This window comes from Promicromonospora sp. NPDC052451 (genome assembly GCF_044547525.1).
Taxonomy (GTDB): domain Bacteria; phylum Actinomycetota; class Actinomycetes; order Actinomycetales; family Cellulomonadaceae; genus Promicromonospora.
The window spans coordinates 191667-216628 of the sequence record NZ_JBIUAP010000002.1 but is presented as its reverse complement, the minus strand read 5'-3'; the positions used below and the strand labels follow the sequence as shown (position 1 = coordinate 216628).

General features: G+C 72.4%; 22 protein-coding genes. 4 read left to right on the top strand and 18 right to left on the bottom strand.

Annotated elements, in window-relative coordinates; translation table 11 throughout:
• Window positions 1–4: 4 nt before the first annotated feature.
• On the bottom strand, window positions 5–1072 hold the full coding sequence (locus ACIG47_RS03810; protein ID WP_397429679.1) for an LCP family protein: 1068 nt from the start codon (window positions 1070–1072) through the stop codon (window positions 5–7).
• A 118-nt stretch (window positions 1073–1190) separates the two neighbouring features.
• Between ACIG47_RS03810 and rfbA the strand changes: the two genes are divergently transcribed.
• Entirely contained in the window at window positions 1191–2057 is an 867-nt protein-coding gene (rfbA, locus tag ACIG47_RS03805; RefSeq protein WP_397429678.1) for a glucose-1-phosphate thymidylyltransferase RfbA, read from the top strand.
• A gap of 301 nt (window positions 2058–2358) precedes the next feature.
• Here the strand turns inward: rfbA and rfbD are convergent, their stop codons facing one another.
• A complete protein-coding gene (rfbD, locus tag ACIG47_RS03800; RefSeq protein WP_397429677.1) occupies window positions 2359–3264 on the bottom strand; it encodes a dTDP-4-dehydrorhamnose reductase in 906 nt (301 codons plus the stop codon).
• 42 nt (window positions 3265–3306) lie between these two features.
• Between rfbD and ACIG47_RS03795 the strand changes: the two genes are divergently transcribed.
• Window positions 3307–3927, top strand: coding sequence for a dTDP-4-dehydrorhamnose 3,5-epimerase family protein (locus ACIG47_RS03795; protein ID WP_397429676.1), 621 nt, complete (start codon window positions 3307–3309; stop codon window positions 3925–3927).
• A 63-nt stretch (window positions 3928–3990) separates the two neighbouring features.
• Here the strand turns inward: ACIG47_RS03795 and rfbB are convergent, their stop codons facing one another.
• A complete protein-coding gene (gene rfbB, locus ACIG47_RS03790) occupies window positions 3991–4980 on the bottom strand; it encodes a dTDP-glucose 4,6-dehydratase (protein ID WP_397429675.1) in 990 nt (329 codons plus the stop codon).
• Window positions 4981–4982: 2 nt separating this feature from the next.
• Entirely contained in the window at window positions 4983–6149 is a 1167-nt protein-coding gene (locus tag ACIG47_RS03785; protein ID WP_397416684.1) for a nucleotide sugar dehydrogenase, read from the bottom strand.
• Between the two features lie 114 nt (window positions 6150–6263).
• Between ACIG47_RS03785 and ACIG47_RS03780 the strand changes: the two genes are divergently transcribed.
• On the top strand, window positions 6264–7076 hold the full coding sequence (locus tag ACIG47_RS03780; protein ID WP_397429674.1) for a siderophore-interacting protein: 813 nt from the start codon (window positions 6264–6266) through the stop codon (window positions 7074–7076).
• Window positions 7077–7091: 15 nt separating this feature from the next.
• On the opposite strand, the gene ACIG47_RS03775 is transcribed toward ACIG47_RS03780, so the two are convergent.
• Window positions 7092–7703 carry a hypothetical protein gene (locus ACIG47_RS03775; protein WP_397429673.1) on the bottom strand — a complete coding sequence of 204 codons (612 nt, stop codon included), beginning with the start codon at window positions 7701–7703 and terminating at the stop codon, window positions 7092–7094.
• A 139-nt stretch (window positions 7704–7842) separates the two neighbouring features.
• On the opposite strand from ACIG47_RS03775, the gene ACIG47_RS03770 reads away from it, so the two are divergent.
• Entirely contained in the window at window positions 7843–10593 is a 2751-nt protein-coding gene (locus ACIG47_RS03770) for a glycosyltransferase (RefSeq protein WP_397429672.1), read from the top strand.
• A gap of 72 nt (window positions 10594–10665) precedes the next feature.
• Here the strand turns inward: ACIG47_RS03770 and deoC are convergent, their stop codons facing one another.
• The 13 genes from deoC to ACIG47_RS03705 form a co-directional block, all read right to left on the bottom strand.
• Complete coding sequence (gene deoC / locus ACIG47_RS03765) at window positions 10666–11391, bottom strand: deoxyribose-phosphate aldolase (protein WP_397429671.1); 726 nt, start codon at window positions 11389–11391, stop codon at window positions 10666–10668.
• On the bottom strand, window positions 11388–12539 hold the full coding sequence (locus ACIG47_RS03760; RefSeq protein ID WP_397429670.1) for an adenosine deaminase: 1152 nt from the start codon (window positions 12537–12539) through the stop codon (window positions 11388–11390). The genes deoC and ACIG47_RS03760 overlap by 4 nt, the downstream gene beginning before the upstream one ends.
• Window positions 12540–12635: 96 nt before the next feature.
• Entirely contained in the window at window positions 12636–12842 is a 207-nt protein-coding gene (locus ACIG47_RS03755) for a hypothetical protein (RefSeq protein WP_397416672.1), read from the bottom strand.
• 13 nt (window positions 12843–12855) lie between these two features.
• Window positions 12856–13770, bottom strand: coding sequence for a hypothetical protein (locus tag ACIG47_RS03750; RefSeq protein ID WP_397429669.1), 915 nt, complete (start codon window positions 13768–13770; stop codon window positions 12856–12858).
• Window positions 13771–13854: 84 nt separating this feature from the next.
• Window positions 13855–15240: a thymidine phosphorylase gene (locus tag ACIG47_RS03745; RefSeq protein WP_397416668.1), complete on the bottom strand. Its 1386-nt coding sequence runs from the start codon at window positions 15238–15240 to the stop codon at window positions 13855–13857.
• Window positions 15237–15650 (bottom strand): cytidine deaminase, encoded by a 414-nt coding sequence (locus ACIG47_RS03740; RefSeq protein ID WP_397429668.1) that lies wholly within the window; start codon window positions 15648–15650, stop codon window positions 15237–15239. Before ACIG47_RS03740 ends, ACIG47_RS03745 begins: the two co-directional genes overlap by 4 nt.
• 11 nt (window positions 15651–15661) lie before the next feature.
• Complete coding sequence (locus tag ACIG47_RS03735) at window positions 15662–16960, bottom strand: ABC transporter permease (protein ID WP_397429667.1); 1299 nt, start codon at window positions 16958–16960, stop codon at window positions 15662–15664.
• A complete protein-coding gene (locus tag ACIG47_RS03730) occupies window positions 16957–18303 on the bottom strand; it encodes an ABC transporter permease (protein ID WP_397429666.1) in 1347 nt (448 codons plus the stop codon). The genes ACIG47_RS03735 and ACIG47_RS03730 overlap by 4 nt, the downstream gene beginning before the upstream one ends.
• A gap of 40 nt (window positions 18304–18343) precedes the next feature.
• Window positions 18344–19867 carry an ABC transporter ATP-binding protein gene (locus tag ACIG47_RS03725; RefSeq protein ID WP_397429665.1) on the bottom strand — a complete coding sequence of 508 codons (1524 nt, stop codon included), beginning with the start codon at window positions 19865–19867 and terminating at the stop codon, window positions 18344–18346.
• A gap of 135 nt (window positions 19868–20002) precedes the next feature.
• On the bottom strand, window positions 20003–21079 hold the full coding sequence (locus ACIG47_RS03720) for a BMP family protein (protein ID WP_397429664.1): 1077 nt from the start codon (window positions 21077–21079) through the stop codon (window positions 20003–20005).
• A gap of 234 nt (window positions 21080–21313) precedes the next feature.
• On the bottom strand, window positions 21314–22060 hold the full coding sequence (locus ACIG47_RS03715; protein WP_397429663.1) for a hypothetical protein: 747 nt from the start codon (window positions 22058–22060) through the stop codon (window positions 21314–21316).
• Between the two features lie 161 nt (window positions 22061–22221).
• Window positions 22222–23451 (bottom strand): amidohydrolase, encoded by a 1230-nt coding sequence (locus tag ACIG47_RS03710; RefSeq protein WP_397429991.1) that lies wholly within the window; start codon window positions 23449–23451, stop codon window positions 22222–22224.
• 178 nt (window positions 23452–23629) lie between these two features.
• Entirely contained in the window at window positions 23630–24763 is a 1134-nt protein-coding gene (locus ACIG47_RS03705) for a mannose-1-phosphate guanylyltransferase (RefSeq protein WP_397429662.1), read from the bottom strand.
• Window positions 24764–24962: the final 199 nt, after the last annotated feature.

Here is a 24962-nt window from a genome sequence, read left to right as displayed (position 1 = left end):
CGGGTCACTCCACGACGTCGGACAGCATGTCGATGCCGTCCGGGGACTCGGCGAGGTACCCGGGCAGCCGGTCCTCGGCCACGGCCTGCATGAGCGGGTCGAACCGTTCCCGGTCGAGCACCACCGTCGACTGGCCGTCCGCGCTGCGCCCGGTGCCCGCGTAGGGGGCGGTCAGGAACGTGATGTCGCCCGTGGACAGGTCGCGGGCGCTGATCGCCAGCTCCAGCATCGTGTCGATGGTCAGGTTCTCGTCCACCGCGACGGACCGCAGCGCCACCTCGAGGAACCGGGACAGCTTGGGCAGGTCGTTCTTGTCGGCCGTGGCCTGGGTGACGATGGCCCGCATCCAGGCCTGCTGCCGCTGCACGCGCCCGAAGTCGCCGTTCGGCAGGGAGTACCGCTCACGCGTGAACTCCAGCGCCTCCTGGCCGGTCATCTCCTGGACGACGGAGCCGCCCGCGCCGTCGGGCACCGTGATCTCGACACCGCCGAGGGTGTCGGTCAGCGTCGTGAAGGACTCGAAGTCGCTGACCGCGAAGTGGTCGATGCGGACGCCCGTCAGGTCCTCGACGGTCTCGATCATGAGCGCGGGACCGCCGTAGGAGAACGCCGCGTTGATCTTCGCCTCGCCGTAGCCGGGGATCGGCACCCAGGAGTCGCGCGGGATGGAGATCGCGGCGGCCGACTTCCGGTCGGCGGACAGGTGGAACAGCAGGATGGCGTCGGTGCGCTGGGCGCCGAACTCCCACGCGGACGGGTCGCCGGCGGAGATCCGGCTGTCGGACCCGAGCACGAGGATGTTGACGGGGGCCGGCGCTCCCTGCGGCGCCGGGGCGGGCCGGTCGGCCTCGTCGAGGCCGGCGAACGGGTCCTCGATGCGCTCGATCTTCTCGTCCAGCGAGATCCGGTAGCCGAACCAGGCCGTGGCCCCGCTGGCGCCGACGAGCACGAGCGCGCCCGCGACGAGCGCCGCGACGAAGCCCTTGCCCCGGGGGCGGCGCTCGCTCGGGCGGACGCCGGGGGCCGGCTCGGCCGCGGACAACAGGTCGTCGATCCGCTCGGGTGCATGCATACCCACGTACTTACCGCTGCGGGCAGGTCGGGCGCATCACCCCGAAAGAGACATCACCCCCGATTCACCCCCGCTCCCCGCGGGGCCGAGGACACCTGCGCATGGCAAGATCCGCCCCATGCGCGGAATCATTCTTGCCGGCGGCTCCGGCACCCGCCTGCACCCGATCACGCAGGGCATCAGCAAGCAGCTCGTGCCGGTCTACGACAAGCCGATGATCTACTACCCGCTGTCCACCCTGATCCTGGCCGGGATCCGCGACGTCCTGGTCATCACCACCCCGCAGGACGCCGACCAGTTCCAGCGGCTGCTCGGCGATGGCTCGCAGTTCGGCATCTCGATCAGCTACACGGCCCAGCCGTCGCCCGACGGGCTCGCCCAGGCCTTCGTGCTGGGCGAGGAGTTCCTCGGTGACGACTCGGTGGCCCTCGTGCTCGGCGACAACATCTTCTACGGCCCCGGTCTGGGCACCCGGCTGACCCGCTTCGCGGACCTGGACGGCGGCGCCGTCTTCGCCTACCGCGTGGCCGACCCCTCCGCCTACGGGGTGGTCGAGTTCGACGACCAGGGCATGGCCCTGTCCCTGGAGGAGAAGCCCGCCCGGCCCCGGTCCAGGTACGCGGTGCCGGGGCTGTACTTCTACGACAACGACGTGGTCGCCATCGCCAAGGCGCTCAAGCCCTCGGCGCGCGGTGAGTACGAGATCACCGACGTCAACGCCGAGTACCTGCGCCAGGGCCGCCTCCAGGTCGAGGTACTGCCGCGCGGTACGGCCTGGCTGGACACCGGCACGTTCGACTCGCTGCTCGAGGCGTCCGACTACGTCCGCACCGTCGAACGGCGCCAGGGCCTCAAGATCGGGGCCCCGGAGGAGGTCGCCTGGCGCCGGGGCTTCCTGTCGGACGACGACCTGCGGGTCCGCGCGGAGAAGCTCACCAAGTCGGGTTACGGCAGCTACCTGCTGAGCCTCCTGGAGCAGCAGTGACCTCGTAGCGCCCAACCGTCGCGGGACACGCGACGCGGGACACGCGACGCGGGACACGCGACGCGGGACACGGGACACGGGCACCCGGTGCCCGGTGCCCGGTCCGGCTGGTGCCGCTGTCTCGTGCCGGGGGCCTCCGGGGAAAAGGTGCCCCGCGCAGTCGTGTTGCTGACCGTAGACAACGTCTACTCAGAGCAACCCGCCTCCGCGAGGCACCTTTCCCCGAGGCCGCCGTGGACGGCGCACGACCCGCACACGCTGCGCCGGCCCTACGCTGCGCCGGCCCTACGGTGCGCCGGCCCTACGGTGCCCCCAGCACCTCCGGCGCCGCCACCTTCCACCGCTCGGCCCAGTCGCCGATCGGCTCCACGCCGACCGCCCGGAGCCGGGCGTGCCCCAGCACCGAGTACGCCGGCCGCGGCGCCGGGAGCTGGTACTCGGCGCTCGTCGTCGTGTCGACGGGCGTGGCGTGCCCGGCCGACGCGACCACCTCTCGCGCGAAGCCCCACCACGTCACCTGGCCGGACGACGTGCCGTGGTAGATCCCGCCGGGCACCCGCGCGGCGACGAGGCGGACGATCAGGTCGGCCACGTCGGCGGTCCAGGTGGGCTGCCCGGTCTGGTCGTCCACGACGCTGAGCCGGTCCCGCTCGCCCGCGACGCGCGCGATGGTCCGGGGGAAGCACCTGCCGCCGGCCCCGTACAGCCACGCCGTGCGCACGACGACGGCGTCCGGCGCCTCCGCGCGCACCGCCCACTCACCGGCAGCCTTGGTGCGGCCGTACGCCGAGCGGGGCGCCACCGGCGCGTCCTCCGGGTAGGGCTCGGTCGCGACGCCGTCGAACACGTAGTCGGTCGAGACGTGCACCAGCCGGGCACCCGCGGCGGCTGCGGCACGCGCGAGGTGGGCGGCGGCCGTCGCGTTGACGGCGAACGCCTCGGCCTCGTGCTCCTCGGCGGCGTCCACGGCGGTCCACGCCGCGCAGTTGACCACCACGTCGTAGCCGGCCACCGCCCCGCGGACCGCCACCGCGTCCGTGACGTCCAGCTCGGCCCGCCCGGCGCCGGACACCTCGTGCCCCGCGCGGGTGGCCGCGGCCAGCACATCCTGCCCGAGCATGCCCGCGGCCCCGACGACGAGCCACCGCTGCGCGGCTCCTGCGGGGTCGGTCGGTCCAGGTCCCTTGGTCACTCCGGCTCCAGCCACCCTAAGATCCTAGAGCCGCATCCGAACCCCGCGAGGAGAGCCATGAAGTACCGCGAGCTGGCCGTGCCCGGCGCGTTCGAGATCACCCCCCAGCAGCACGGAGACCCGCGGGGACTGTTCCTGGAGGCGTTCCGGGCGGGCGCCTTCGCCGACGCCGTAGGGCACGCCTTCGACCTGCAGCAGGTCAACTGCTCGGTGTCGGCCGCCGGCGTGCTGCGCGGCATCCACTTCGCCGACGTGCCGCCCAGCCAGGCCAAGTACGTGATGTGCGTCAGCGGCGCGGTGCTCGACGTCGTCGTCGACATCCGGGTGGGCTCGCCCACCTTCGGCGTGTGGGACGCCGTCCTGCTCGACGACGTGGACCGCCGCGCCGTCTACCTGCCGGAGGGGCTGGGGCACGCGTTCATGTCGCTGGAGGACGGCTCGACCGTGCTGTACCTGTGCTCGGCCGGGTACGCGCCGGGCCGTGAGCACGGCATCCACCCGCTGGACGAGGAGCTCGGCATCGAGTGGCCCGACACTGCTCGTGACGGCACCCCGCTCACGCCGCTCCTGTCGGACAAGGACGCGGCGGCCCCGACGCTCGCCGAGGCCCGCGCCCAGAACCTCCTGCCCACGCTGGACGAGGTCCGCACCTACGTCACGTCCCTGCCACCTCGTTGAGTGCGGAATCTTCGCCCTTTTTCGTGTGCCAGGAGGGCGAGGATCCCGCACTCGACGAGACGGCTACTGGTTGGTGCGGGCGTACCTGGCCTCCGTCGCCGCCTTCGCCGGGCGCCACCAGGACTCGTGGGCGCGGTACCAGTCGACCGTGGCCTCCAGGCCCTCGCGGAAGTCCGTGTAGCGCGGGGACCAGCCCAGCTCGGTGCGCAGGCGGCTCGCGTCGATCGCGTACCGCAGGTCGTGCCCCGGGCGGTCGGTGACGTGGTCGAAGTCGTCGGCGTCGCGCCCGAAGATCTCCAGGAGCGTGCGCACCACGTCGAGGTTGCTGGTCTCGCCGTCGGCCCCGATCAGGTAGGTCTCCCCGGCCTGGCCCTTCTCGATGACGCTCCAGACGGCGGAGTTGTGGTCCTCGACGTGGATCCAGTCACGCACGTTGCGGCCCGCGCCGTACAGCCGGGGCCGCACACCGTCGATCAGGTTGGTGATCTGGCGCGGGATGAACTTCTCGACGTGCTGGTACGGGCCGTAGTTGTTCGAACAGTTCGAGATCGTGGCCCGGATGCCGAACGAGCGCACCCAGGCGCGGACCAGCAGGTCGGAGCCGGCCTTGGTCGACGAGTAGGGCGACGAGGGGTTGTACGGCGTCCCGGAGGTGAACCGTTCCGGGGTGTCGAGCGGGAGGTCGCCGTACACCTCGTCGGTCGAGATGTGGTGGAACCGGACGCCGTGCCGCCGCACCGCCTCCAGCAGCGTGAACGTGCCCAACAGGTTGGTCTGCACGAACGGCGTCGGGTCGTCCAGGGAGTTGTCGTTGTGGGACTCCGCGGCGAAGTGCACCACGAGGTCCGACTCCCCTACGAGGCGGTCCACGAGCGGACCGTCGGTGATCGAGCCCTCGACGAGCTCGACCCCCGTGCCGTCGAGCGAGGTCCGGTCGCCGGCGTAGGTCAGGGCGTCCAGCACCGTGACCCGTACGTCCGGCCGCTCGCGGACGGTCTGGCGGACGAAGTTCGCCCCGATGAAGCCGGCGCCGCCGGTGACCAGTACCCGCATCGTCAGTCCCGTCCGTAGATGTCGCGGGTGTAGACCTTGTCCGCCACGTCGTCCAGCGCCTCGGTGCGGCGGTTGGCGATGATGACGTCGGCCCGGGACTTGAGCTCGTCCAGGTCCCGCACCACCTCGGAGTGGAAGAACTCGTCCTCGGTCAGCGTGGGCTCGTACACGATGACCTCGACACCCTTGGCCTTGATGCGCTTCATGATGCCCTGGATGCTGGAGGCCCGGAAGTTGTCCGACCCCGACTTCATCACCAGGCGGTACACGCCCACGGTCCGCGGCCCGCGGCGCAGGATGTCGGCCGCGACGAAGTCCTTGCGCGTCGTGTTCGCGTCGACGACGGCGTTGATCAGGTTCTGCGGCACGTCGGCGTAGTTCGCCAGGAGCTGCTTGGTGTCCTTGGGCAGGCAGTACCCGCCGTAGCCGAACGACGGGTTGTTGTAGTGCGAGCCGATCCGGGGGTCCAGGCCCACGCCCTCGATGATCTGCGCCGTGTCCAGCCCACGGGTCACGGCGTAGGTGTCGAGCTCGTTGAAGTACGCCACCCGCAGCGCGAGGTAGGTGTTGGCGAACAGCTTGATCGCCTCGGCCTCGGTGGGGTCGGTCAGCAGCACCGGGACGTCCTTGGTGATCGCACCCTCCAGGAGCAGGTCCGCGAACCGCTTGCCCCGGTCGGTCCGGTCGCCCACCACGATCCGCGACGGGTGCAGGTTGTCGTACAGGGCCCGGCCCTCGCGCAGGAACTCCGGCGAGAACAGGACGGCCGCGTCGGGGTGCTCCGCGCGCAGACGCTCGGTGAACCCCACGGGGACCGTCGACTTGACCACGATCGTCGCCTCGGGGGCCCGCGCCAGCACGTCGCCGATCACCGACTCCACGGACGACGTGTCGAAGAAGTTGGTCTGCTCGTCGTAGTTGGTCGGCGTCGCCACGACCACGACCGAGGCGCCGGTGAACGCCTCGTCCCGGTCCAGCGTGGCGGTCAGGTCCAGCGGCTTGTCCCGCAGGTACTCCTCCAGCTCGGCATCGACGATCGGCGAACGGCGCGCGTTGACGAGCTCGACCTTGGCCGGGTCGATGTCCAGCGCCCACACCTCGTGGTTCTGCGCGAGCAGGACCGCGTTGGACAGGCCGACGTACCCCGTGCCGGCAACAGCGATCTTCACGACGGGACTCCTGACAGGAAAGGTCGATGACGGACCCCATGCTAGAGCGTGGGCGACCGCGTGACGCACGCCACACCGGCGACCGGAGGCGCACGAGGTTAGGCTTGCCTCACCATGCCATCCACCCCGCCTCACACCAGCCCCGTACCCGCCGAGAAGCCCCGCCGTGGAGTCCGCACCACGGCGACCGTGACGGCGGTCCGGCACCTCACCCCGCACATGATCCGGGTGACGATCGGCGGTACGGCGCTGACCGCCGTCGACCCGACGCCGTTCGCGGACCGCTACGTCAAGCTGGTCATGGCGGAGCCCACGGAACCCGAGGGCCGCCCCGTGCTGCGCACCTACACCGTCCGCGGCGTGACCGAGGCCGGCTGGGACATCGACGTCGTCACCCACGGCGACGTCGGCTACGGCGGCCCCTGGGCCCAGCGCGTGCGGCCCGGCGACGAGGTGGCCTTCGTCGGGCCGGGCGGCGACTACGCGCCGTCCCCCGACGCCCCGTGGCACCTCCTGGCCGGCGACGAGTCCGCCCTGCCGGCAATCGCGGCCGCCTGCGAGGCCCTGCCCGACGGCGCCGTGGCACACGTCTTCGTCGAGGTCTCGGACGCCACCGAGGAGCAGGAGCTCGCGAGCGCCGCCGACCTGCACGTCACCTGGGTGCACCGGTCCGCCGGGGCCGCCCTGGCCGACGCCGTGCAGGCCGCCGAGCTGCCCGACGGCGTACCGCACGCGTTCCTGCACGGCGAGGCGGGCTGCGTCCGCGACCTGCGTCGCTGGGCGCGGGCCACGCTGGGCGTCCCGCGCGACCTGCTCTCGGCGTCGGGCTACTGGCGCCGCGGCCGGGACGACGAGCACTGGCGCGCCGAGAAGGCCGAGTGGCGCGCGGCCGTGGAGCAGGACGACCTGGTCCTCAGCGCGCGGTAGGCCCCGCGGCCCGCGTCACAGCCCGTCGAGCACCGCGAACCAGCGCTTCGCCGTGGCGCCGTCGTAGGGCGGCTCACCGGCCCGCACGGCGGCGAGGAGGGCGTCGGCGTCGCTGCGCACGCGCTCGATCACGGACGGCGGGTACCCGTAGCGCACGCTGTGCTCGGCGAACTCGTCCTCGTCGTCGATGTACGTCTCGCCGTACCGGCGGGCGTCCCGGCTGCCCGGCGTCCGGGCGATCACGTCGAGGTCCATGTCGGCGGCGGTCACCACGAACTCCGGCCCGCCGTCCGCGTCCGGCACGGCGTGCCACTCGGGCACGGTCGTGAGGTCGATGTACAGGAGCGTGCCGCGCGGGTGGCCGCGGTGCAGCTCCGCGACCCAGCCGACGGGGCCGAAGACCACCAGGCCCGGGCTCTTCGCGTGGTAGGCCAGGCCGGGCCTGCTGAAGTACGTGCCGGGCCGGTAGCCGAGCCAGGTCCCGTGCTCGTCGCGGCCCAGGTACCTGGCGTCGAACCGCCAGTGGTCCCCGCCGTCCCACTTGCGCATCCGGCTGCCCACGAGGGTGCCGGGCACGGACGGCATCGACGGCGATACGCCCTGGTCAGCAGGTTGTTGCGCAGACATGTCCGGCAGCCTACCGAGACGTCGCCGGGCCGTAACCCGGCACCACTACGCTCTGGCCACCGTCGGCCGGGCGTTGCACGCCGGACCGCTCACCGGGGCGACGGTACCCACTCTGACCGTCGACCCCCGAGGAGTCTTCATGTCCCCTGAAAGCCGCCGTCTCGCCGCGTCCGGTGAGGCTGCGCACCAGGTCCCGGCCGCTGACGAGATGATCGCCGAGGCGCTGCTCGCGGCCGCCGCGGACCCCCTGCACAACCCCCATCCCGACCACCCCGGTCCGCTCCCCGACGCCCGGCCGCTGCCGACGCCCGACCAGGAGACCTGGGCCGCGGCCAAGGAGGCGAACCGGCAGCCGCGCGGCGTCTGGTCCGCGCCGGACCGCGCCGCGGACCGGCCGTTCCAGGAACGGCCCGAGCCGCCCTCGGGCGACGCGGTGCTCACCGCCGCCCTCCGCCGCGGCCTCCCCATCGACGAGGCCGTCACGACGTCGATCCGCGGCGCCCGCCGCCTCGACACCGCCCAGTGGCGGTCGCTGTGCCACGCGCTGATGACGCACCCCGGGACGCGCCGGGCCGGCGTCGCGGGGGCCGCGCTCGTCGCCCAGCGCGCGGGCCTGCGCGAGCTCGCGTGGGACCTGCTGCGGCAGCTCGGCCCCGACGACGCCGCCCGCCTCGCCCCGGCGGAGTACCTCCGGGCCGGCATCGCCATGGCGGACGACGACGTCTCCCGGACCGCGGCGGACTGGGTGCGGCACGGGGCCGTGACCGACGCCGCGACCCTGCTGGAGATCGCGCGGCTGCTGTTCGTGGCCGACGAGCCCGGACCGGCCGCCGAGGCCCTCGACGCGGCACGCCGTGGGCCCGGCCGCACCGACGAGGTCGAGGCCTCGATCGACCATCTGGCGCCCTGGATCGAGAAGGCCCTGCGGCCCGCCGCCCCGGCGCGGGTGCCGGCGGGGCACGTGTCGTTCGCCGTGCTCGACTACAAGGCGCCGGACGAGCACGTGTCGTCCAGCAACATCGGGGACACGGTGCAGACCGTGGCGAGCCTGGGCCACCTGCTGCGGCACGAGGGCCTGCGCCTGCACGGCGACGACGCCGTCGCCGAGCCGGTGCGCTACCTCGCCGGGCGCGTGCGCCCCGACCACGCCCTGCCCGGGCCGGGCGCCGACGTGCACCTCACGCTGGTGCAGCGCGACATGTCCCACCTGGACGCCGTGCCCCCGGGCACGTGGATGCTCGCGTTCGGCTGGTACATGCACAGCCAGTTCGACCTGCGCTTCGACTTCCCGTTCCACGAGAACCTGCTGCCGCTGTTCGTGTCGTTCCACGTGAACAAGCACGCGATCCTGACCCCCGCCGCCGTCGAGTACCTGCGGGCGCACGGTCCGATCGGCTGCCGGGACTGGACCACGGTGCACCTGCTGCTCAACGCGGGCGTGCCCGCCTTCTTCAGCGGCTGCCTGACCACGACGGTCGACACCCTGTTCCCGGACGCCCCACCGCCCGCCGCCGGGGCTCCGGCCGTGTACGTGGACACCCCGGTGCCCGACCACGACACGGGCGCCGAGCTCGTCACCCACCTGCACCCCTCGGTGCGGCACGCCCCGTTCGACCGCAACGTGCGGCACGCCGTCGGCCTGCTGGACGCCTACCGCGGCCGGTACTCCCGGGTGGTCACCTCCCGCCTGCACGCGTTCCTGCCGTCGTGGGCCGTCGGGGCCGACGTGGACTTCCGGCCACGGAACGACGCCGACATCCGGTTCGCGGGCCTGCTCGACGCCGACGAGGCGGGCCGCCGCGCCATGCAGGAGCGGATCCGCTCCGTCGTCGCGCCGGCCATGGCCGCGATCCTCGCCGGCGCCTCCCGCGAGGAGGTGTACGCCACGTGGCGCGAGACCGTGGCCGACGAGGTCGCGCGGGCGAGGGCGGTGCACGACGCGCCGGTGCCGTCGCCGTCTGGCACGTGCTCGGTGGCCGAGATCGTGGCGGCCGTGCGGGCGACGCGGGTGGTGGTGGAGGCGTCCGCGCCCCGGGCGGGGAGCCGGACGGACGGTCCGGAGGGTTCGCACCGACGGCCCGTGAACGTCGCCGTCGCCCTCGACGGCAACCTGCGCACCCAGCTCGAGGTGGTCGTGGCCGGCGTGGTGCGGCACACGGACCGGCCGGTCCGGGTCGTGGCGCTCACCCGCGACCACACGCCCGCGGACCACGACCGGCTGGCCCGGCTGTTCCCCGAGGTGACGTTCGAGTGGTACGCGTGCGACGGGATCGGCTACGGGGCCGTGCTCGGCATGCTCAAGCACATCACGGTCGCCACGATGGACCGGCTGCTGCTGCCCGAGCTGCTGCCGCACCTCGACCGGGTCGTCTACCACGACCTGGACGCGCTGGCGGTGGCCGATCTGGCGGAGCTGTACGACACCGACCTGCGCGGGGCTCCCCTGGCGGCCCGGCCCTCGATCTCGTACAACTACCGGCACGGCATCGGGAACGTCATCCGCTCCACGCGCCTGCTGGGGCACGACGCCGGCGCCGCGCGGGACCTGGTGCGCGCCATGACGCAGCGCCACCGGTACGGGTACCACGGCTTCAACGCGGGCATCCTGGTGCTGGACCTGGCGGTCATGCGGGCCGACCGGTTCACGGAGGAGTTCGTGCCCTACGCCGAGCGGTACGGGCTCAACGACCAGGACGTGCTCAACGCGTACGCCGGGTCGCGCTACCAGCCCCTCGGACCGCGGTGGAACGCGTGGCCGACGCAGGAGGTCGTGACCGAACCGGGCCTGATCCACTGGGCGGGGCCGGTCAAGCCGTGGCACGAGGACCGCTACGTGCTCCTCAAGGAACACTGGCAGGCCGCGGAGACCTGGCTGGCCACCCGCCGCTGACCCGTTGAGTGCTGGATGTTCGCCCTTTCTCGCCGGTCAGAAGGGCGAACATCCAGCACTCGACACCGGGGCTCAGTAGGTGTCGGACGGGGCGGGGGCGGCCCCGGCCGCGTCGAAGCCCGCCAGGACCGACGCTGTGCCGGACAGGCCCAGGCGGGTGGCGCCCGCCTCGATCATCGCGAGCGCGGTGTCCAGGTCGCGGATGCCGCCGGAGGCCTTCACACCGAGCCGGCCACCGCCGGCCGCGCCCACCGTCTGCGCCATGAGCGACACGGCGTGCACCGAGGCGCCGCCGGCGGGGTGGAAGCCCGTGGAGGTCTTCACGAAGTCGGCGCCCGCCGCCTCCGCGGCCTTGCACGCGCCGACGATCTGCTCGTCGTCCAGCGCCGCCGACTCGATGATCACCTTGAGCACCCGGTCGGCCGGGACGGCCGCCCGGACGGCCGCGATGTCGGCCTGCACCACGTCGAACCGGCCGGACCGCGCGGTGCCGACGTCGATCACCATGTCCACCTCGTCGGCGTCGTCCGCGACGGAGCGGGCCGCCTCGAACGCCTTGACGTCGGTCATGTGCTTGCCCGACGGGAAGCCGCACACCGTCGCGACGGCGAGCCGCCCGGCCGCGACCTCGACGGCCAGCGAGACGAAGGACGGCGAGACGCACACCGAGAACACCCCGAGCCGCGCGCCCTCCTCCACGAGGGTCGCGACGTCGGCGGCGGTCGCCTCCGGCTTGAGCAGCGTGTGGTCCACGTACGCGGCCAGGGCCGCCTTGTCGCGGGGCAGGTCAGCGGTCATACGAGGGCACCTTCGACTTTCTGGAATCCGGGCAGGATGACCTGCTCCACGAGGTCGCGCCGCTCGTCGTGGTGCATGAAGGCACCCCAGGCGGCCGTGACGGTGACGTCCACGAGGTCGTCGAGCGTCCAGCCCGCCTCGTCGACGAGGAGCTTCATCTCGTGCGTCATCGACGTGCGGGACATCAGGCGGTTGTCCGTGTTGAGCGTGACGGCGAAGTCGAGCTCCTTGAGCCGCGTGATCGGGTGCCTGGCGATCGACTCGGCCAGGCCGGTCTGCAGGTTCGACACCGGGCACAGCTCGAGCGGGATCTGGTGGTCGCGGACCCAGTGCGCGAGGCGGCCCAGGTCGGCCGCGCCACCGTGGCCGTCGCCGGAGAGACCGGCCTCGGCCGGGTCACCGTCTGCCACGAACGCGATGTCGTCGATGATCCGGGCCCCGTGGCCGAGCCGGTCGGCCTGACCGAGGTGCACGGCCTGCCCGATGGAGTCCAGGCCGGCGGCCTCGCCCGCGTGGATGGTCACCGGCACGTCGTGCTCGGCCAGGAAGCGCCAGACCGCGAGGTGGCGCGACGGCAGGAACCCGTCCTCCGGCCCCGCGATGTCGAAGCCCACGACGCCGCGGTCCCGGTGCGCCACAGCGAGGTCGGCCACCTCTTGCCAGCGGTCGGCCTGCCGCATCGCGCCCACGAGCTGGCCCACCCGGATGAGGTGCCCGTCGGCCGCGGCGGCCGCGATGCCGTCGTCGATGCCGGCCTGCACGGCCTCGACCGCCTCGTCCAGCGACAGGCCGCCCGCCAGGTGCTGCTCGGGCGCCCAGCGCTGCTCGGCGTAGACGACGCCGTCCGCCGCCAGGTCGAGCACGGCCTCCCGGGCGACGCGCGCCAGGTTGTCCGCGGTCTGCATGACGGCGATCGTGTGCGTGAAGGTCTCGAGGTACCGGACGAGCGAACCGGAGTCCGCGGCGTCCCGGAACCAGGCGGCGAGCGAGTCCGCGTCGGAGGCGGGCAGGGGGTGCCCCGCGGCGTCGGCGAGCTCGAGGACGGTCTGCGGGCGCAGGCCGCCGTCGAGGTGGTCGTGGAGCACCACCTTGGGCAGGGCGCGGATCAGCGCCTCGCCGGGGCGCGCCCCGGGGTCTTGCATGGTCATGCTGACAACCTACCGTTTGCCACCGACACGGCAGGTCCGGTCAGGACCCGTCAGGCTCGGTCCGGTCAGGACCCGTCGGGCTCGACCCGGTCCGGCTCAGTCCGGTCCGGCTGCCTCGTCCTCGTCGGCCGAGGCGTCGAGCGCCTGCTCCACCACGTCCGCCTCGTCGGCGTCGCCGTCGTTGTCCGGGCGCGGGGCGTCCGGGACGTACTCGTCGGGCTCGTGCGTGCTGTCGACCTCGGCGTCCGCGGGCGGGTCCAGGCCTGCGTCGCGCCAGGAGTCGGGGCCGGGGAGCGTGCTCATGGGGGCCTCCTCGTCAGTCGGCTTCCATCGTCACCCGGGTGGCGCCAGCCCGCCACCGGCCCGGACGTTCGGGCAGCAGCACCCAGGCGACGTGCGGCCAGCCGCCGAACGCGGCGGTCAGGGCCTTGCGCACGCGCGCGGCCGTGCGGTCCGCGGTGGACGGCGACACCGCGGAGGACGTCGCCGGCGGCGGGTCCAGGAGCGCCGACACCGGCACCGTGTGCAGCCCGGCGCCGGACGGCTCGTACAGGACCGCGCTGCCCTCGGCGCCCTCGCCGTCCGCCAGGGTGAGCAGCACCACGTGCCGTGGCACGGCCGACTCCCAGCCGCCGGTGACGTCGCCGCCCGTGTACAGCGGCACCGGGATCCCGGCGCGGGCGGCGTCGACCGCGGCCTCCACCAGGGCCCGCGGCCCGGCCACCCGGTGCGTGTACCGCACGCCGCCGTAGCTGGCGAACCGCGCGGCGCCCCACGGGGGCGTGCCGTACGTGCGCGGCCAGCCCGCCACCACCAGCCCACGCCGGTTGGTCGCGGCGTGCACGGCGTGCTGGAGCCGGGCGAACCGGTCAGCGGGGTCGTCGTCGCTCGCGAGCCGCAGGGCCGCGCGCGGGTCGCCGGCCAGCCCGAGCATGGCCAGCACCGCGGCGCCGCAGGTGGTCTCGTCCACCTGCACGGCGGCCGCCGTCGCACCGTCGAGCGACGGCAGGTTCAGCCGCCGCGGGAACCCGACCGTCCCCGTGCCCCGCTCGCGCGCCAGCGGGTCCAGCACGGAGCGCCGCGCGCGGGTGGTCACGAGCTCCAGGCGACGCTCGACGTCGTCGGGCACCGCGGGCCGCTCGAAGCGACCGCGGGGCGGCGGGGCGGGCACCGGACCAGCGAACGCGCGCGCGGCACCGAGCAGGGACGAAAGGCGCAATGTCGACGGCACCTCGTCAGGCTATGCCGGGCCGGGCCGACTCGCCGGTGCGCCACGCTGAGCGGCGCGGGTGACCCCGCACCGCGAACCCGCAGGTCAGACGATCCGGTCCAGGACCACCGGCCGGTCGTGCACCAGCCCGGCACCGGCGAGGGCGCCCGCGCCGCCGTCCATGCTCGCCAGCATGCCCGCGGCCCCGGCGAAGATGCCCTCCAGCACCGTCTCCGCACTCTCGTGCTGCACGTCCCAGCCCCCCGCGAGCGCCTCGCGCGCCCGCTCGAACCGCTCGGGGGTGTCGGTGTGCATGGTCAGGACCGGCTGGCCCTCGGCCACGCGCTCGCCCGGCTTGACGTGGATCTCGATGCCGGCGGCGGCCTGCACCGCGTCCTCCTTGCGCGCCCGCCCGGCGCCCAGGCGCCGGACGGCCACGCCCACGGCGTACGCGTCCAGGGAGGTCAGCACGCCGGACCGCGGCGCCACGAGCGTCTCGGTCTCCTTGGCGACGGGCAGCGGCGCGTCGACGTCGCCGCCCTGGGCCGCGATCATGGCGCGCCAGCGGTCCATGGCCCGGCCGTCGGCCAGGGCCTCGCGCACGTCGGCCTCGGAGGTGGGGCGGCCCGCGGCGTCGAGCATCTCGACGGCCAGCGCGACGGTCAGGTCCACGACGTCGGCCGGCCCGCCGCCGGCCAGCACCTCCAGCGACTCACGGACCTCCAGGGCGTTGCCCGCCGTCAGGCCCAGGGGTACGGACATGTCCGTGACGAGGGCGACGGTGCGCACGCCGGCGTCGGTCCCGAGGTCGACCATGGTGCGGGCGAGCTCGCGCGCGCTGTCCAGGTCCTTCATGAAGGCGCCCGAGCCGACCTTGACGTCGAGCACCAGGGCGCCCGTGCCCTCGGCGATCTTCTTGGACATGATCGAGCTCGCGATGAGCGGGATCGCCTCGACGGTGCCGGTCACGTCGCGCAGGGCGTAGAGCTTCTTGTCGGCCGGGGCCAGGCCCGCGCCGGCGGCGCAGATCACGGCGCCCACGGACTCGAGCTGCGCCATCATCTCCTCGTTCGTCAGGTCGGCGCGCCAGCCGGGGATCGACTCCAGCTTGTCGAGCGTGCCGCCCGTGTGGCCCAGGCCGCGGCCGGAGAGCTGCGGCACGGCCACGTCGAACGTCGCCACCAGAGGTGCGAGCGGCAGCGTGATCTTGTCGCCCACGCCGCCGGTGGAGTGCTTGTCCGCGGTCGGCCGGGACAGGCCGGAGAACGACATGCGCTCGCCCGACTCGATCATCGCGTGGGTCCACCGCGAGATCTCCGGCCGCGACATGCCGTTCAGGAGGATCGCCATGGTCATGGCGGACATCTGCTCGTCGGCCACCACACCGCGTGTGTAGGCGTCGACGAGCCAGTCGATCTGCGCGTCGGTCAGCGACTCGGCGTTGTCGCGCTTGGTCCGGATGATGTCGACGGCGTCGAACGGCTCGGTCATGAGGTTGCCTCCCGCACGTGGTCCAGGTCGCCCGGCCCGAAGGCCTGGGGCAGTACTTCGGTCATCGGCAGCACGCCGCGCGGGGTGTCCACCAGCAGCTCCGGCCCGCCGTGCTCCCACAGGAGCTGCCGGCACCGGCCGCACGGCATGATCGTCTCGCCGAGCGCGTTGACGCAGGTGAACGAAGCCAGCCGCCCGCCCCCCGACATCACCAGGGCGCTGACCAGCGAGCACTCGGCGCACAGGGTGACCCCGTACGCCGCGTTCTCGATGTTCGCGCCGGTCAGCAGGCGCCCGTCGGCGGCGTAAGCCGCTGCTCCGACCCGGAAGTCGGAGTACGGGGCGTACGCCTTGCCGACGGCCTCACGGGCGGCGGCGCGCAGGCCAACCCAGTCCACAGAATCTGACACGGACCCTATCCTCAGCCCTTGACGTACGGTTCGCCCGACGCGGCCGGCGGCCGCGAGCGACCGACCAGACCCGCCACGGCGAGCAGGGTGACGACGTACGGCACCATGAGCATGAACTGGCTGGGCACGGGCGAGCCCACGACGGACAGCACGTTCTGCAGGTTGGACGCGAAGCCGAACAGCAGACCGGCGAACGCCGCCCGCACCGGGTCCCACTTGCCGAAGATCACGGCGGCCAGGGCGATGTACCCGGCGCCGCCGGTCATGTTCTCGCCGAACTGGCTGAGCTGGACGGTGGTGTAGAACGCGCCGCCGAGACCCGCCACGGCGCCCGCGACGAGCACCGCGTTGTACCGGGTGCGCACCACGTCGATGCCGACGGTGTCGGCGGCCTTGGGGTGCTCGCCCACCGCGCGCAGGCGCAGGCCCCAGCGGGTGCGGTTGAGCGCGTACCAGACGGCGGGGACGGCGAGGAACATCAGGTAGATCAGCAGCGGCTGCCGGAACAGGACCGGACCGAGCACCGGGATGTCCGACAGGAGCGGGATCGCCACCGGCGAGAACCGCGTGGTGGAGTTGAGCGTCTCGGCGCCGGGGACGAGCACCTGCGAGTACAGGAAGCTCGTGAGCCCCACGACGAGCACGTTGAGCACCACACCGACGATCACCTGGTTCACGTGGTACGTGATCGCGAACAGGCCCAGCACCAACGACACGAGCGCCCCGGCCAGGACGGCGGCGGCCAGGCCGATCAGGGCGCTGTCGGTGATCGACGAGACGATCGCCGCGGTGAACGCCGCGCCGAGGAGCTGCGCCTCGATGGCGATGTTGACCACGCCCGCACGCTCACCGATGACGCCGCCCAGTGCGCCGTACACGAACGGCACGGACCAGAGCACGGCGCCGCCGAGCAGACCGACGATCGACAGGTCGCGGGGGCTGCCCGCACCGGCCCAGGCCAGGAAGCCGATGAGCGCGGCGGCGGCGAAGACCACGACGAGCCACACGGGCGTGGTGCGCCGGCGCACCGTGAGCACGGCCGCCACCGCCGTCACCACGAGGAGGACGGCGCCGCACCCCCAGGCCAGGGGCGCCGCGGGCACCACGATCACAGGGATCTGGAAGAAGTCGCTGCGCTGGGACAGCAGGAACCGGGTGTCGCCCGAGTGCGGCACGGCCACGAGCAGCAGCGCGTACAGGACGGTCACGGTGAGCAGCACGCCCGCCGTCTTCCACGACACGAGCGTGACCGTGCGTGTCGTCTCCGAGAGCGGCGCGTCCAGCTGGGTGGTCTTGTGGTCGGCGCTCACGCGGCCGCCTCCTTCCGGTCCTTGGCGGCCCTGGCCTTCCTGGGGGCACGACGCCGGTTCGGGTCCGGCAGCCGGAAGATGGCGCGGACCAGCGGCGGCGCCGCGATGAACAGCACGATGAGGGACTGCACCACGAGCACGATGTCGCTCGGCACGCCCTCGGCGGCCTGCATGGTGGACCCGCCCGCCTTGAAGGCACCGAACAAGATGCCGGCCGCGAGCACGCCCCACGGGCTGGACCCGCCGAGCAGGGCGACGGTGATCGCGTCGAAGCCGATCCCGGCGTCGACGTCGGAGCTGAAACCGGTGGTGACCGCGCCCAGCACCTGCGAGGCGCCCGCCAGGCCCACGAGACCACCGGCGACGAGCATCGAGTTCACCGTGGCCCGGCTCGTGTCGATGCCGGCCACGCGTGCGGCACGAGGGTTCTCCCCGACCGCGCGGAACCCGAACCCGGTCGCCGAGCGGTTGAGCAGCCACCACATGCCGACGACGGCGAGCAGCGCGAGCACGAAGCCCCACGTCAGGTTGAACCGGTCACCCAGCAGGGTGGGCAGCTGCGCCGACTCGGGCGTCGGCGGGGTCTTCGGGTTGGACGACCCGGGCGCCTGGAGCAGGCCGGGCGTCGCCAGGAAGTACGAGATCAGGTAGAACGCCACGTAGTTGAGCATGATCGTGACGATCACCTCGTGGGCGCCGGTCCGGGCCTTGAGGAAGCCCGCGATCCCGGCCCACAGTGCACCCGCGGCGATGCCCGCGACGAGCGCGAGCAGCAGGTGCAGCGGGAACGGCACACCGCTCACGCCGAAGCCGACCCAGCCGGCCGCCGCGGCGGCCACGAGCATCTGCCCCTGACCGCCGATGTTGAACAGGCCCGCGCGGAAGGCGAGCGCCACACCGAGACCGGCCGCGATGAGCGGCGTCGCATAGCTGAGCGTCTCCGTCAGCGGGCGGATCGCCGTGACGAAGTCCGTCGCCTGGAGGTTCACGACCGAGCCACGGAACAGCGCCGCATAGGCACCGCCGACCGCCTGGCCGACCGCGACGAAGGTGTCGCCGGGTCGGGCGAAGAAGTAGCTCGAGGCATCCCGCACGGCGTCGTTCGTGAACACGATCATGATCGAACCCACCAGGACCGCGAGCAGCACCGCGCCCACGGACACGGTCCAGGAGCTCGTCATCGTCTGCTGCAGCGCCGTGGCCAGCCGGCCGGCCGTGTCAGGGACCTGGTCGGCGGCCGGCGCGCCGGAGACGCGTGCCCGCTCCTGCTCCAGCTCCTCGGCCTCCCCGGGCTCGAGACCGGGCTGCTGTCCGGGGTTCGTCCCCGGCTCGGGCGTGCTCACGCCGTCTCCTCTCCGCGCGAACCTGCGCTGCTCGTCCGGTTCACGCGACCTCTCCCTGGGCTTCCTGCGGCGAGATCCCCGCCATCATCAGTCCGAGCACGTCCCGGGGGGTGTCCGCGGGCACGATGCCGACCACCTTGCCGCGGTACATCACCATGATCCGGTCGGCCAGGGCCACGGCCTCGTCCAGCTCGGTGGACACCACCATCACCGGCACCCCGGCGTCGCGCGTCTCGACGATCCGCTTGTGGATGAACTCGATGGAGCCCACGTCGACGCCGCGCGTCGGCTGTGCGGCGACGAACAGCCGCAGGTCGCGCGACAGCTCCCGGGCCAGGACGACCTTCTGCTGGTTACCGCCCGACAGCCGCCCGACCGGCGTGGTGATGCCCTGGGTGCGGACGTCGAACTCGGCGACCTTCTCCTGGGCGAACCGGTCGCGGTAGGCGAGCTGCAGTGCGCCACCTCGGACGAACGGCGGGCCGTCCGAGCGGTCGAGCATGAGGTTCTCGGCGATGGTGAACTCGCCGATGAGCCCGTCGAGCGTGCGATCCTCGGGCACGAAGCCCACACCCTCGTCGAGGATGCGGCGTACCGAGCGCCCCACCAGCTCCTTGCCGTCGAGCCGGATGCTGCCCGACACGTCGTTCTCGAGACCGATGAGGGCCTCCGTGAGCTCGGTCTGGCCGTTGCCCTGCACGCCCGCGACGACGAGCACCTCGCCGCCGCGGATCTCGAAGCTCACGTCGTCGACGACGACGGTGCCGGACGCGCTGGTGACCACGAGGTTGCTGACCTCCAGGCCGTTGTCGCGCAGCGCGGGCGCCTCCTTGTGCACCGTCAGCTCGACGGACCGCCCCACCATGAGCGAGGCCAGCTCGGCGTCCGACGCGGTGGGTGACGCCTCGCCCACCACCTTGCCGTGGCGGATCACCGTGATGCGGTCCGCCACGGCACGCACCTCGCGCAGCTTGTGGGTGATGAACACGATGGCCGCGCCCTCGTCGCGGAGCTGGCGCATGATCGCCATCAGCTCGTCGGTCTCCTGCGGCGTGAGCACCGCGGTCGGCTCGTCGAAGACCAGCACGTCCGCGTTCCGCGACAGCGCCTTGATGATCTCGACGCGCTGCTGGACGCCCACGGGCAGGTCCTCGACCACGGCGTCGGGGTCGACGTGGAACCCGAACCGGGCGGAGATCTCCCGTACCTGCGCGCGGGCCGCGTCCAGGTCGAGTCGCCCGCCACCGCGGGTCTGCTCGTGGCCGAGCATGACGTTCTCGGCGACCGTGAAGACGGGCACGAGCATGAAGTGCTGGTGCACCATGCCGATGCCCGCACCCATGGCGTCGCCCGGCCCGGCGAAGTCCTGGACCACGTCGTCCAGGAGGATCTCGCCCTCGTCGGCCTGGTACAGGCCGTAGAGCACGTTCATGAGGGTGGACTTGCCAGCCCCGTTCTCGCCCAGGAGCGAGTGGATCTCGCCTGGCTGCACCACCAGGTCGATGTGGTCGTTCGCGACGAGCGCGCCGAAGCGCTTGGTGATGCCGCGCAGCTCGAGCCGCATAGAAATCCTTCCCGAAATGGGGTCCTGCTCATGACAGGTCCCGGGGCACACGGCGCGTGCCGTGCCCCCCGGGACCATCTTGCGTCAAGTCTCGGTCATTCGACCGACGGGCCCTGACGTGCCCTCACCGGACGATCACTTCGCCAGGTAGGACTCCACCTCGACGTCGCCCGCGATGATGGACTCCTTGAGCGCCTGGACCTCGTCCCACAGGGCCGGGTCCACCTTGCCCTCGAAGTTGTGCAGCGGGGCGATGTCCACGCCGCCGTTCTCGAGGGTACCCACGTACGGGGTCGGGTCGAACTCACCGTTGCCCGAGGCGACGACCGCTTCCTCGGTGGAGACGTCCATCTTCTTCAGCACCGAGGTGAGGACCAGATCCTGTGTGGTCGGGTCGGTCTCGAAGAAGTCGGCGTCCGCGCCGATGATCGCCACGTCGTCGCCCGAGTCGGCGATCGCGTCCATCGCGCCCTGGTAGATGGGCCCACCAACCGGGAACAGGACGTCGACACCCTGGTCAAGGATGTTCTGAGCCGTGGTCTTCGCGGCCGGGTCGGCCGCAAAGCTACCCGTGAACGAGCCCTTCTTGCCGTCCCATCCGATCAGTTCCACGTCGGCGTCGTTGGTCTCGTTGTAGTAGTCGATGCCCTGCTTGAAACCGTCCATGAAGATCGTGACGGTCGGGAACTCCTGGCCACCGTACGTGCCCACCTTGCCGGCCTCGGAGTAGCCCGCAGAGAGGTAGCCGGCGAGGAACGCGGCCTGCGCGGTGTCGTACAGGATCGGCTTGATGTTGTCGGCGTCGGCCTTGCCGTCGAAGTCCGCGTCGGCAGCGTCGTCGATGATGATGTAGTCGATGTCAGGGTTCGCGGTCGCCGACTCGATGGTGGTCGCCGACAACGCATAACCCACCGTCACGATGGCGTTGCAGCCCTCGCCGACGAGAGACTCGACGTTGCCCTTGTACTCGCTCTCCGACGCGGACTGCACGTCGACGGCGGTCGTGCCGAGCTCCTCGGCCGCGGCCGTCACGCCCTCGAAACTGAGCTGGTTGAAGCTCTTGTCGTCGAAACCACCCTGGTCCGACACGATGCAGGGCTTGAAGTCACTGGCGGCTTCGCCTCCAGTGGACTCCTCCGGGGCGGCGCCGCACGCCGAGAGCGCGAGCGCCGTTGCTCCCGCAAGGGCGGTGAGCCAGACAGCCTTCTTCACTGGTGCTCCTTCGATGATCCTGAGGGCGATGTCCCAGACGGATCTGGAGCCCTATACCGCACCGAGGGTAGCCAGCGCATCTGGCATTTCGCGTTTCGAGACGGTAACCGGAGTAAGTCGTTACCGAAGCGTCATCGACAGCAACAGTTCTCGCCCAACCGACCGGCAGCGAGATCGAGACTGGGGTGCCCGGCGCGGCCCCCGGCGCCGGGCACCCCCAGGTTCAGCGCCCCTTCAGACGGACAACCTCGCGGAGGCGACGTTCTTGCCGACGACCAAGCGCAGCTCGGCGGTTCCGCTGGACACCCCCGCGACTTCCCACCGGGAGGTCATCGAGACCAGCGCGCTCCGACTGGCACTCTCCTCCTTGATCCACCGGTTCCACACCGGGGCATCGCAGACCGCGCCGTTGCACTGCTGGTAAGCCGTGTGACGTGCGGTGATCTTGTCGTTGTACGCGCCCTGGACGAGCGTGTAGTCGGCGATGAAGCCGAGCTTGATCCCGCCACCGTTCGAACCGGACACCGCACAGTCCTCACGTCGAGCGAACCCTGAGCCGCTGAAGATCTTGCAGCTCTTGATCGATCCGTTGTAGTTGGCCATGGCCGAGAACTCGTCCTCGGAGATGCCCACAGCCGAGGGGTCGAACGCGCCCGCTTCCTCCTGGACCACGGTCCGAGACACCGACCCGTCAGAGAAGATCGCCGTGTCGACCCGGTTTCCGTCCTGTCGGGTCGACACCGTCTCGACGGGTACGGAGCCACTCAGCATGCTCTCGGGAAGCCGGCCGTCGTGCAGGCCCGCCTCGAGCCGACGCTGAACCTGGGGCGAAACCTCCGCCGCCCTCCAGAACTTTCGTGTGCTGTCGATCGACTGCAGGACCACCACGGCCGTCGCCGCCTCCACCCTGGCCACTTCAGCACTCGAAGGATCCCCCTGGGCTGGCGCCGGCAGGACGGTCACGATGAGTAAGACCGCCATCGGCAAAGCAACTGCACCCCGGATCCACGCGGTTCCTCGACTCACGGCTTCTTGCATGCTCATGTGCGAACTACCCCCCACAACAGGGAGACTCACGAATCGAGCCTCGTCCCGCGTGACAGTAAGCTCCCGCCGATCACTCGGCGATGAAAGCCTTTTCCTCAGCGCGCGGCGAACTGCGCCAGCGCCCGCACGCCCACACCGATCGCCCGCTCGTCGACCACGAGGTCGCCCTGGTGCAGGTCGTACGTGCGGCCGCCGGGGGTGCGCACGCCGAGCCGCGCCATGGTGCCCGGGACCTTGCGCAGGTACCACGCGAAGTCCTCGCCGCCCATGGACTGCTCGGTGAGCTGCACGGCGTCGGGGCCGACGGCGTCGCGCACCGCGTCCTCCAGGTCGCAGGTGGCCTCGGTCTGGTTCTCGACCGGCGGCACGCCGTGCGTGACCGTCACCGAGACGCCCACCTGGTAGGGGGCCACGACCTGCTCCACGGCCTCGCGCACCAGCTCGCCGGCCTTCTCCCAGGCGCGCACGTCGAGGCAGCGCAGCGTGCCCTTGACCACGCCCGTCGAGGGGATCGCGTTCGGCGTCGAGCCCGCCTGCACGGCGCCCCAGGTGAGGTTCACGCCCGAGCGCGGGTCGAGGCGCCGGCCCAGCACCGCCGGGGTCTGGGTGATGACCTGGCCGAGCGCGAACACGACGTCGCCCGTCAGGTGCGGGCGCGAGGTGTGCCCGCCGGCCGACGTGATGGTCACGATGACGGAGTCGCTGGCCGAGGTGATGGGCCCGATGCGCGTGCCCACGTGCCCGACGTCGAACTTCGGGTCGCAGTGCAGCGCGGCCATCCGGTCCACGCCGTCGAGCTCGGAGGTGCGGTTGATGATGTCCTCCGCGCCGCCGGGGAAGACCTCCTCGGCGGGCTGGAAGAAGAGGCGGACGCCGCGACGCAGCTGCCCCTCGGCGTGCAGCCGGGCGAGCACGAGGCCCGCACCCAGCACCACGGTGGTGTGCACGTCGTGGCCGCAGGCGTGGGCGACGCCCGGCACCGTCGAGGCGAACTCGACACCGCTGGTGTCCTGCAGCGGGAGGGCGTCCAGGTCGGCGCGCAGACCCACCCGGCCCTCGCCGTCGGGGCCGCGGTCGGGGCCGATGTCGCAGACCAGGCCCGAGCCGATGGGCAGCAGCCGGGGCTCCAGGCCGGCGGCCCGCAGGCGGTCGGCGACGGCCTGCGTGGTGCGGGTCTCCTTGCGGGACAGCTCGGGGTGCGCGTGGACGTCGCGGCGGAACGCGACGAGCTCCGCGTCGAGGCCCTCGGCCAGCTCGCCCACCCGGGCGGCCAGCTCGGCGACGACGTCCGTCGTGTTGCCCCCGGGCACGTCGCCGACCGGCATCTCGTCGTTCGAAACGATCAGATCGAAATCGGCGAGACTGACGGGCGGCTGGGTCGGGTTCACCATCTCAAGGTAGCGCTGTCCGCCCCGCGAGACACGGCCAGGGCGCATACGTCCCACCATTCGGACAAGCCTGAAACGCACCCCCGGCCCGTCGTACGAGAACCGGGTGGGCGGCTCAGAGCAGGTCCTCGCGCCCCCGCTCGCGCACCGCCGCCACGACGTCCTTGACCTGCTGCGCCCGGGCCCGCGTGGTGACCAGCAGCGCGTCGGGGGTGTCCACCACGACGACGTCGTCCAGCCCCAGCACCGTCACGAGCCGGCCCGACGCCGGGACCACCACCGACCCCGCGCTCTCGATGCGGAGCACGTCGCCGGGGTCGCCGAGCACCTTGGCGCCGCGGTCGTCGTCGGACGGCAGGAGCACGGCGAGCGAGTTGTAGTCCCCGACGTCGTCCCACCCGAAGGTGCCCGGCACCACGGCCACGCCGCCCGCGGCGGCCACCGGCTCGGCCACCGCGTGGTCGATGGCGATCTTCTCCAGGCCCGGCCACTCCTGCTCCAGCACGGTGGACCGCCGCGCCGTGTCCCAGGCGTCGGCGACGCGGCGCAGCGCGTCGTGCAGCGCCGGGCGCTGCTGCGCGAGGTGGCCCAGCAGCACGGAGGTGCGCGAGACGAACATGCCCGCGTTCCACCGGTACTCCCCCGAGGCGAGGTAGGCGCGCGCTGTGGCGGCGTCGGGCTTCTCCGTGAACCCCCGCACGTGCAGCGTGTGCGGGGCACCCTCGACGCCGAGCGGCTCGCCCGAGCGCACGTAGCCGAACGCCGTGGACGGGCGGGACGCGGCGATGCCGACGGTGGTGACGTACCCGGCCCGCGCGGCGGCCACGGCCTCGCGGACGGCGAGCTGGAACGCCCGCGTCCCGTTGATCACGTGGTCGGCCGCGAACGAGCCGATCACCACGTCGCCGTGCCGCCGTTCCAGCACGGCGGCCGCCAGGCCGATCGCCGCCATGGACTCGCGCGGGGCGGGCTCGGCCAGCACCGCGGCGTCGGACAGCCCGGGCAGCTGCGCGCGGCAGGCGGCGACGTGCTGCTCGCCGGTGACCAGCACGACGCCGTCGGGGCCCGCCAGCGGCCGCAGCCGGCGCTCCGTGGCCTGGAGCAGGGACTCGCCCGCACCCACCAGGTCGTGCAGGAACTTGGGCTCCCCGCCGCGCGAGAGCGGCCAGAGCCGGGTACCGGACCCACCGGCCGGTACCACTGCGAAGAAGTCGTCGATCGGGGACGATAGGTCGGCGGCCGAAGTCATGCCCCGCAGGATGTCAGCCGGACACCGTTCCCGCAGCCAAAGATCGCCGAATTCCGGGCGAACCCTGGCTGATCCCAGGGTCGGGCCCGGGCGGAACGCACGAGCAACCTGACGGGTGCCCGAAGCGGCGACATCTCCCCTGTGGGATCAGTCACAAAGGCCGCGTCTTGATGCCCGTCAGGGCTGCCGGGCGGCGATC